The organism is Streptomyces sp. SID14436 (assembly GCF_010548465.1).
GTDB lineage: Bacteria > Actinomycetota > Actinomycetes > Streptomycetales > Streptomycetaceae > Streptomyces.
In genome coordinates this window covers 1-7,610 of the sequence record NZ_JAAGMD010000005.1, presented here as the reverse complement: position 1 = coordinate 7,610, position 7,610 = coordinate 1, and the positions used below count along the sequence as shown (strand labels likewise).

Sequence of the window (7,610 nt, the reverse complement as noted above, 5' to 3'; positions counted from 1 at the left end):
AGCCTCCGGCGCCTGCGGCACGGCGCCGCCGGTGCCCTCTCCCCCGAGGACCTGGCCGCGCTCGACCGGCTGCTCGACACCGACGGCCCGCACAGCCTCCTGCGCCGCGACGACCTCGCGGTGCGCACCGAGCGCAGCGTCTGGGCCGCCCGCCGCCCGGCCTGACCGCCGGCTCGAACCCGCTGCGGCTCGCACAGCACGGCGGGCACCGGCCGTACGCCGGTGCCCGCCGCCAAGGGTCTCGCGCGATCAGCTGTAGGGGATCACCAGCACGGACCGGTCGGTGCCCGTCCGGAGCTGGGAGGTGCCGTTGCCGATGGCGCTCCACACCTCCAGGCGTACGGTGCCGCCCTTCAGGTCGCCCGGCGTGCCCGTGGCCGCCTTCAGGCCGCGTGCCTGCGTGTACTCCTCCCATCCGGTGACCGGGTCGGTCGCGAAGTAGTGGTACGTCTCGGTCCGCTCGAAGTCACCGTCGCCGGTGAGGTCGTAGCTCACCCGGGCCTGCTGGCCGAGCCCGACCGTGGTGCCGGCGTCCACCTGGAGGCGGAACGCGGTCTGCGCACCCGGCGTCAGCGTGCCGTTGACGCCGCGGACCTCGTAGACGAGGGGCCGGTACGGGGTTCCGTCGTGGTTGGTGCCGCCGGCGGAGGCGATGGTGTCGCTGCCCGCCGTGCCGTCGGTGGCCGTGGTCAGGGTGCCGCCGCTGCGCAGCTGGAAGGTGCTGCCGGTCGGCGGCTCGGGGTCCGGGTCGGGATCGGGGTCGGGGTCGGTGGTGCCGCTTCCGGTGCCGGTCGCGGTGGAACGGGCCGGGACGGTGAGGGTCTTGCCGTCGGAGAAGGTCACGGTGCGCGCCGTGGCTCCGTGGTTGTGGGCCGCGTAGGTGCGGGCCGAGCCCTTGGTGAAGACGGCGGAGGTGGGGATGTCGCCGGTCACGGTGGCGTCGGGTGCGCCGAGGGCGTCGAGGGTGGTGAGCCAGTGGTAGGTGTGGGCCTTCGACTCGCCCTCCTCCGGGGTGTAGCCGGCGTGTCCGGCGTCCCACTTCGCCTTGGCCTTGGCCGGGTCGGCGAAGGACTCGAACTCCCAGAGCAGGTCGCGCCATTCGACGGCCGGGCCGCCGTTCTCCCGTTCCATCTCGGCGATGTTGCGCCGGATCGCGTCCTTCTCACGGCCGAGGTGCAGCGAACCGCCGGTCACCGGCAGCACGTTGATGCCGTGGATCTCCTCCGGGTTGGCGGTCCACCAGGTGGCGTAGGCGGCGCCGCTGCCCCAGACCATGCCGGCCGTGTCGTGGCGGAAGGAGGACGGGAAGACCTGCTCGTCCGCGTCGAACCAGTACTGGGCGATGGACTCGGACTCGGTGGTCAGCAGGAAGGTGCCCAGGTCGCGCAGTGAGTTGTCGCCCGTGGCGGAACCCCACAGGACGAGGGCCGCGCTGAGGTTGGTGGACTCCGAGGAGGACTCCTGGTTGTTGCCGGCGGCGAAGCCCTGGTGCCCGGAGGCCCAGCTGTGCCCGGCGTAGACGTCGAAGCCGCGCAGGAAGGGGAAGGCGCTGTCGGTGCGGCTGGGGTTGGCGGTGTCCCGGACGAGCGTCCTGACCATGCCGCCCCAGGCGGATTCGGCGGCCCAGGCCTGGTCGTACTGGGCGACGATCGCCGCCGCGTAGACGAAGTAACTGTAGTGGAAGTGGTGGTCGTTGAGCTCGGTGTCGCTGCCGTAGGAGGCGGGGTAGCCGGTCAGGGTCCGCCAGTCCTTGTCGTAGCTGAACTCGTTCGCGCCGCCCGCGGTGAACCAGTCCTGCAGCTTGCCCTTGATCAGGCCGAGGAGCCGGTCCCGGGTGCCGGTCTCGCCGATCTGCTCGGCGACGGGCACGAGTTGGGCGAGACGGCCGAGCGCCTTGCCGGTCCAGTAGGTGTCGGTCGCGCCGGAGAACGGGTCCGAGGCGCCTACGACGTCGTTGAGGTAGCCCCGCAGCCGGGCGGTGTCCACGGCGTCGGACTCGGGCAGCGCGGGCAGCACCGCCGCCGCCTTCTGGCTGGTGGAGAAGGAGGCCCCTTCACGGACCTTCATGGTGCCGCGCGGTGAGACGTAGGTGTACGAGGTGAGGGGGTCGGTGGTGTGGAGCCACTGGTGCCGGTAGAGCGCCTGCAGCGTGCCGCGCTCGGTGCCCTCCTTGGCCTCGGTGGTGAGCGTGTAGGTGGCCTCGACCGTGCCGCCGGTGTAGTTCCAGGCGGCCTTGGAGCCGGTGACGAAGCTGAAGGCGTACTTCTTGAACGTGGCCAGCGCGTCGGTGGAGGGCAGCACCGCGACGGAGAAGTAGTTCCTGGAGCCGAGGCCCGCGGTGACGGTCGAGCCGGAGACGTTCCAGTCGCTGCCGGTCGGCGCGAAGAGGGCGTAGTGGTGGCCGGCGACGGTGATGCCGAGGACGTTGCCCTGGTCGGCGAAGACGCTGGGCGTGCCCGCGGTGGTGATCCGGGCGTCGCCGCCGGAGCCCTCGGCGTACACGAACGGTGAGCCGTGGCCGATGGTGGTGCGCAGGGTGCGGCTGCCGTCGGACCACAGGGGGGTGACGGTCCAGTCGGACCAGTCGTCGGCCTTGGTGTCGGGCGAGTTCAGGCCGCTCAGGCCGATGGTGAGGTCCCGCTTGTGGGCGTACTCGTACTGCCGGCCGTCCCCGACGATCGCGGGGGACGTGGGGTAGCCGATGTCGAGTCCGCCGGAGGTGGCCTGGTAGGTGAGGGGGTGCCCGTACATGGGGGTGGAGTACGGGTTGTCGCCGTAGCGCTGGAAGGCGAGGGAGGACCACCAGTCGTTGGTGGGGACGGGCCGGTTCCGGGCGGCGGCGGTCACCTTGGGCGTGACCGGGGTGCCGGTGTTGGTCGTGGGGCCCGACGTGCCGGCGGGCCGGGTGTCGGAGTAACTGCCGGAGCCCACGGGCACGGTGGCGGCGGCCGCGGGCGCGGCGGCCGGGCCCAGGCCGAGGAAGGCCAGGGCGGAAGCCAGCAGGAGCACGACGGACGGTCTGGTGCGGGGGGATGGCATGGGGGGCACCTCAAGTCGTCACAGAACGGGGAGCCTGAGAGCGCTCTCAGATGGCCGGAACGTAAAGCCGATGTAATGCACGTGTCAATAGAATGAACACGACCGCTGGTTGAACGTAGATCGAAGTCCCTTATGTCTTCGCGTCCTGACGTCGCGGACGCGGACCGGGCCGCCCACGGGCGGCCCCGCCACTGGTGCAGGGTCGCTCGTTCCGTCGTTCACGCCGGCACTCCTCGGGCGGGCAAATCGGGCGGAAACGGCGTCGCGGCGTTTTTATGGGGTTACGCGCGATGCAAGGGAGGGAGCATGTCCGGCTCGTCCCAGGACACCCGCCGCCCGGCCCCGAGCCTCAAGGCCAACGCGATCGGGTTCGTCGACGCACTCGTGATCGGCCTCAACGCCACGTCGCCCGCCTATTCGCTGGCGGCGGTCATCGGACCGGTCGTGGCCCTGGTGGGCATCTACGCCCCCGGGGTGCTGTTCGCCTCGTTCGTGCCGATGCTGCTGATCGCGTCGGCGTTCTACTACCTCAACCGGGTGGACCAGGACTGCGGGACGACCTTCTCCTGGGTCACCCGGGCGATGGGGCCCTGGACCGGATGGCTCGGCGGCTGGGCCATCGCCATGACCGGTGTCCTCGTCGTCGGCTCGCTGGCCGACGTCGCCGTCACCTTCGCCCTGCTCGCCTTCGGCCTGGACAGCTGGGTCGAGAACGACTTCGTGCGCCAGCTGCTCACGGTGCTGCTCATCCTGGTGATGACGGCCGTCTGCGTCATCGGCACCGAGCTGTCGGCCCGGGTCCAGAACGCCCTCATCCTCGCGCAGGTGGCCTGCCTCATCGCGTTCGCGGTGGTCGCGCTCTACCGCGTCTACGCCGGGACCGGCTCACTGAACTCCACCAACCCGTCCTTCCGCTGGCTGGACCCCTTCGGCGCCGGCGGCGCCTCCCTCACCGGTGCCCTGCTGCTGGGAGTGTTCATCTACTGGGGCTGGGAGTCCGCGGTCAATCTGACGGAGGAGGTCCGGCACTCGGCGACCGCCCCGGGCCGGGCGGCCGTGTGGTCCACCGTCATCCTGCTGCTGACCTACGTGTCGGTCGCCTACGCCGTCGTCGCCTACGCCGGACCTGCCTTCCTGGCCGAGAACGCGGCGGAGGAGGAGTTCATCTTCGCCCTGCTCGCCGACGAGGCCATGGGCGGCTGGGACTGGGTGGTGCTGCTCGCGGTCTCCACCTCGGGCATCGCCTCGACCCAGACGACGATCATCCCCGCCTCCCGCACCGCGCTGTCCATGGCCCGCCGCCGGGCCCTGCCGACGCACTTCGCCCACATCCACCCGCGTTTCCGCACCCCCGACGTGAGCACCTGGTGGGTCGCCGGCATCGCCATCGTCTGGTACCTCGCCGTCAACCAGATCAGCAGCAACGCCCTGTTCGACTCGCTCACCGCGCTGTCCCTGCTGATCGCGTTCTACTACGCGCTCACCGGCATCGCGTGCGCCGTCTACTACCGCCACCACCTCACCGAGAGCCTGCGCAACTTCCTGTTCATCGGCCTCGGTCCCGTGGTCGGCGCGGCCCTGCTGAGCTGGCTGCTGGTGGAGTCGGTCGCCGACATGTCCGACCCGGCCAACTCCTACAGCGGCGTCTCCTGGCTCGGCCTCGGTCCGCCGCTGGTCATCGGCATCGGCATCACGCTCGCGGGCGTCATCTTCATGATCGTGTGGCGGTTCGTCGCGCCCGCGTTCTGGTCGGAGCGCCGCGGGGTGGCCGACCCCGACCTCGTCCACGGCCACAAGGAGCTCTGAGATGTCGGTCGTCCTCGGTTACGACGAGTCGCCCGGTGCCAAGAGCGCCCTGCGCGTGGCCGTCGACGTGTCGGCGGCGTTCGACGAGCCGCTCGTGGTGGTGTACGGGGCCGCGCCGCCCGGCGCCATGGGCGAGGAGTACACCGCCCACACGCAGGCGCTGCACGAGGCCGGACGTGCGGCCCTGGACCACGCCGTCCGGGCCGCCGAGGAGGCCGGGGTGCGGGCCACGGTCGAACTCATCGACCGCCGGCCCGCCGAGGCGCTGCTCGACGCGGCCGAACGGCACACGGCCCGGGTCATCGTGGTCGGCAGCTGGGGGGAGAGCCCGCTGCGCGGCGCGCTCCTCGGCTCGACGCCCCACAAGCTGCTCCACCTGGCCCGCGTCCCGGTGCTGTGCGTGCCGACCGCGACGTGAGGTGCCGCGGACGTGGGCCGGCATCGGCGGTCGGGGCCGTCCGGTCCCGCGGCGTCCGGTCCCCCGGCGTCGTCAGTCGGGCCGACGGCGCGTTCCGGTGACCCGGGACGCGGGCAGACGCCCGGCGCGGGAGGTCCCCTCCAGGGTGTCGCCGTCGATGCGCACGGCGAAGGCCAGGTTCAGCCGCAGGGGCTTGGTCACGGACTGCTTCCACGTGACACGGTCCCCGTCCAGGACGATGTCCTCCAGCCGCACCTCCTCCCCCGCGCCGTGGGCGGTCCCGGTCAGGGCGTCGCCCTCCCTGCGGAACTCGGCCACCGGCCGGATCCTGCCGATGGGGGTGGCGATGGACAGGTCCCAGGTGCCTTCGACGGACATGCTCGGGATCTCCTGACGGTGTGCGGAAAGAGGGTGAGGGAGGAACGGCGGGAGGGGCGGCCTCGGCACGGCCTCACCCCTCGGCCGCGGTCACAGACCGGCCGGGACCGGTCCCCGGGCGCGCCAGACCGTGCCGCGCCGTTCGTGGGCGAACAGTTCTTCGACGGCGTGCGCGATGCGCGGGCCGAGTTCGCGTTCCAGCAGGTGGAGCGCCACGTCGAGGCCGGAGGTGACCCCCGCGCCGCTGACCAGGTCGCCGTCGTCGACGACGCGGGCGCGGACCGCGTGGACGCCGGTCGCCTCCAGCATGTCCATCCCCAGGTGGTGGGTGGTGGCGCGGCGGCCCTCGATCAGCCCGGCCATGGCCGGCACGAGCGAGCCGCCGCACACGGTGGCGACCGTCACCTCCGGGTTGTCCAGCGCGGCCTTCAGCAGGCCGGGCAGGGCGGTGGTGAGGGTGCGTCCCAGCAGGACGGGGACGAACTCGTCCGGCCGCCACTCCCCCGGCTCACCGGCCTCCTGGTCGGGCACCTCGCCGGGCTCGCCGACCCGGCCGGCGGCGCCCGGCACCAGGATCAGTCCCGGACGCCCGGGGTCCAGGGTGCCGGTGGCCCGCAGGGCCAGGGCGCCGGTGCCACCGACCACCTCGCGCGGCCCCTCGGCCGACACCAGCTCCACCGTCATCGCCCCGCCCGAGGCGGTGCCCCCGGCGTACAGGACCTCGTAGGGGGCGATGACGTCGAGCGGGTCGGAGCCGTCGAACAGGACGATCTGAGCGTGCATGAGCGTTCCTTCGGTGCGTCCGGCCCTCGCGGGACGTGCGGGACGGCACCGAAGCTATCCGCCGGCCTGTCCCTCCCCCAGGGGCTGGAACGACACGCTCCAACGGGTTCCCGCCGACACGCCGAGCGGGGTGCCTGCCCGGCAGCGGTGACACCCCCTCGGAGCGGGGCGGACTACGCCAGGGTGTCCGCCAGCACGGCCGCGGCCCCGGCGATCAGGGCGTCGTTCTTCACCGCGTCCCGCTCGGGCATGCGGGACAGCAGGGAGAGCACGAGGGGCGAGCCGTCGTCCGTCCAGGCGATGCCCACGTTGTTGTTCGTGCCGTACGGGCCGCCCCCGGTCTTGTCCGCCACCGTCCAGGTGCCGGGCAGGCCCGCCCGCAGCCGGGTGCCGCTGGTCTTGTTGCGCAGCAGCCAGTCCGTCAGCCGGGAGCGGTCGCAGCGGTTCAGGGCGTCCCCGAGGACGAGGCGGGCGTAGGTGCGGCCGATGGCGCTCGGGCTCGTGGTGTCGGTGGTCCGCCAGGGCTCCGCGGAGTTCAGCTCGGTCTCCCAGCGGTCCAGGCGGGTCACCCGGTCGCCGGTGGACCGGGCGAAGCGGGTGATCGCCGTGGGGCCGCCCAGCTCGCGCAGCAGGAGGTTGGCCGCGGTGTTGTCGCTGAAGCGGATCGCGACGTCGCACAGTGCGGCGACCGTCATGCCGGTCGCCAGGTTCTCCCTGGTGTGGTCCGAGCCCTCGACGAGGTCCGCCTCGGTGTAGCGGATCCGGCGGGCGAGGACCTCGCCGTCGCGGTCCAGGTCGCGCAGGACGGCCGCGGCGGCGAGCGTCTTGAACAGGGAGCACTGGGGGAACAGCGTGTCGGCGCGGTACCGGACCGTCCGCCCCGAGCGGGGATCGTGGGCGTAGACGCCCAGCCGGGCCCCGTACCGCTTCTCCAGCGCGCGGAAGCGGCCGCTGAGGCCGTCCGAGGCATGGGCGGGTGCGGCGACGAGGGTGGCCGTGGCGGCGGCCGTACCGGCGGCGAGCAGGGTGCGCCGGGTCGGGGCGGGCGTGGGGGACGTGCCGCGGCGAATCATCCGTCACTCCTTCGTGTGGGGGCCTCGGTTGTTCCTTCCGTCATGATCGACGCAGGGCGCCGCCCGCGCGGTTGCGTCCGGGCGGGTGGCCGGGCGCGTCGCGGCGGCACCCG

General features: G+C 72.6%; 6 protein-coding genes and 1 pseudogene. 3 read left to right on the top strand and 4 right to left on the bottom strand.

Annotated elements, in window-relative coordinates; genetic code table 11:
• Positions 1-165: pseudogene (locus G3I53_RS33515) on the top strand (SAM-dependent methyltransferase); the annotation flags it as partial.
• Positions 166-249: 84 nt separating this feature from the next.
• On the opposite strand, the gene G3I53_RS00345 reads toward G3I53_RS33515, so the two are convergent.
• Entirely contained in the window at positions 250-3,039 is a 2,790-nt protein-coding gene (locus tag G3I53_RS00345) for a glycosyl hydrolase (protein ID WP_164336431.1), read from the bottom strand.
• Positions 3,040-3,345: 306 nt separating this feature from the next.
• Between G3I53_RS00345 and G3I53_RS00340 the strand changes: the two genes are divergently transcribed.
• Complete coding sequence (locus tag G3I53_RS00340) at positions 3,346-4,845, top strand: APC family permease (RefSeq protein WP_164336428.1); 1,500 nt, start codon at positions 3,346-3,348, stop codon at positions 4,843-4,845.
• 1 nt (position 4,846) lies between these two features.
• Positions 4,847-5,263 (top strand): universal stress protein, encoded by a 417-nt coding sequence (locus G3I53_RS00335; RefSeq protein WP_164336426.1) that lies wholly within the window; start codon positions 4,847-4,849, stop codon positions 5,261-5,263.
• Positions 5,264-5,335: 72 nt separating this feature from the next.
• Here G3I53_RS00335 and G3I53_RS00330 read toward each other — a convergent pair whose 3' ends face one another.
• The 3 genes from G3I53_RS00330 to bla form a co-directional block, all read right to left on the bottom strand.
• Positions 5,336-5,641: a hypothetical protein gene (locus tag G3I53_RS00330; protein ID WP_164336424.1), complete on the bottom strand. Its 306-nt coding sequence runs from the start codon at positions 5,639-5,641 to the stop codon at positions 5,336-5,338.
• A 90-nt stretch (positions 5,642-5,731) separates the two neighbouring features.
• Complete coding sequence (locus G3I53_RS00325) at positions 5,732-6,424, bottom strand: DJ-1/PfpI family protein (RefSeq protein WP_164336422.1); 693 nt, start codon at positions 6,422-6,424, stop codon at positions 5,732-5,734.
• A 173-nt stretch (positions 6,425-6,597) separates the two neighbouring features.
• On the bottom strand, positions 6,598-7,497 hold the full coding sequence (gene bla / locus G3I53_RS00320; RefSeq protein ID WP_164336420.1) for a class A beta-lactamase: 900 nt from the start codon (positions 7,495-7,497) through the stop codon (positions 6,598-6,600).
• Between the last annotated feature and the right edge of the window lie 113 nt (positions 7,498-7,610).

Bases quoted from the DNA above. Each gene is read 5' to 3' on its own strand.
- G3I53_RS00345 (WP_164336431.1), bottom strand. From the start codon at position 3,039: ATGCCATCCCCCCGCACCAGACCGTCCGTCGTGCTCCTGCTGGCTTCC.
- G3I53_RS00340 (WP_164336428.1), top strand. From the start codon at position 3,346: ATGTCCGGCTCGTCCCAGGACACCCGCCGCCCGGCCCCGAGCCTCAAG.
- G3I53_RS00335 (WP_164336426.1), top strand. From the start codon at position 4,847: ATGTCGGTCGTCCTCGGTTACGACGAGTCGCCCGGTGCCAAGAGCGCC.
- G3I53_RS00330 (WP_164336424.1), bottom strand. From the start codon at position 5,641: ATGTCCGTCGAAGGCACCTGGGACCTGTCCATCGCCACCCCCATCGGC.
- G3I53_RS00325 (WP_164336422.1), bottom strand. From the start codon at position 6,424: ATGCACGCTCAGATCGTCCTGTTCGACGGCTCCGACCCGCTCGACGTC.
- bla (WP_164336420.1), bottom strand. From the start codon at position 7,497: ATGATTCGCCGCGGCACGTCCCCCACGCCCGCCCCGACCCGGCGCACC.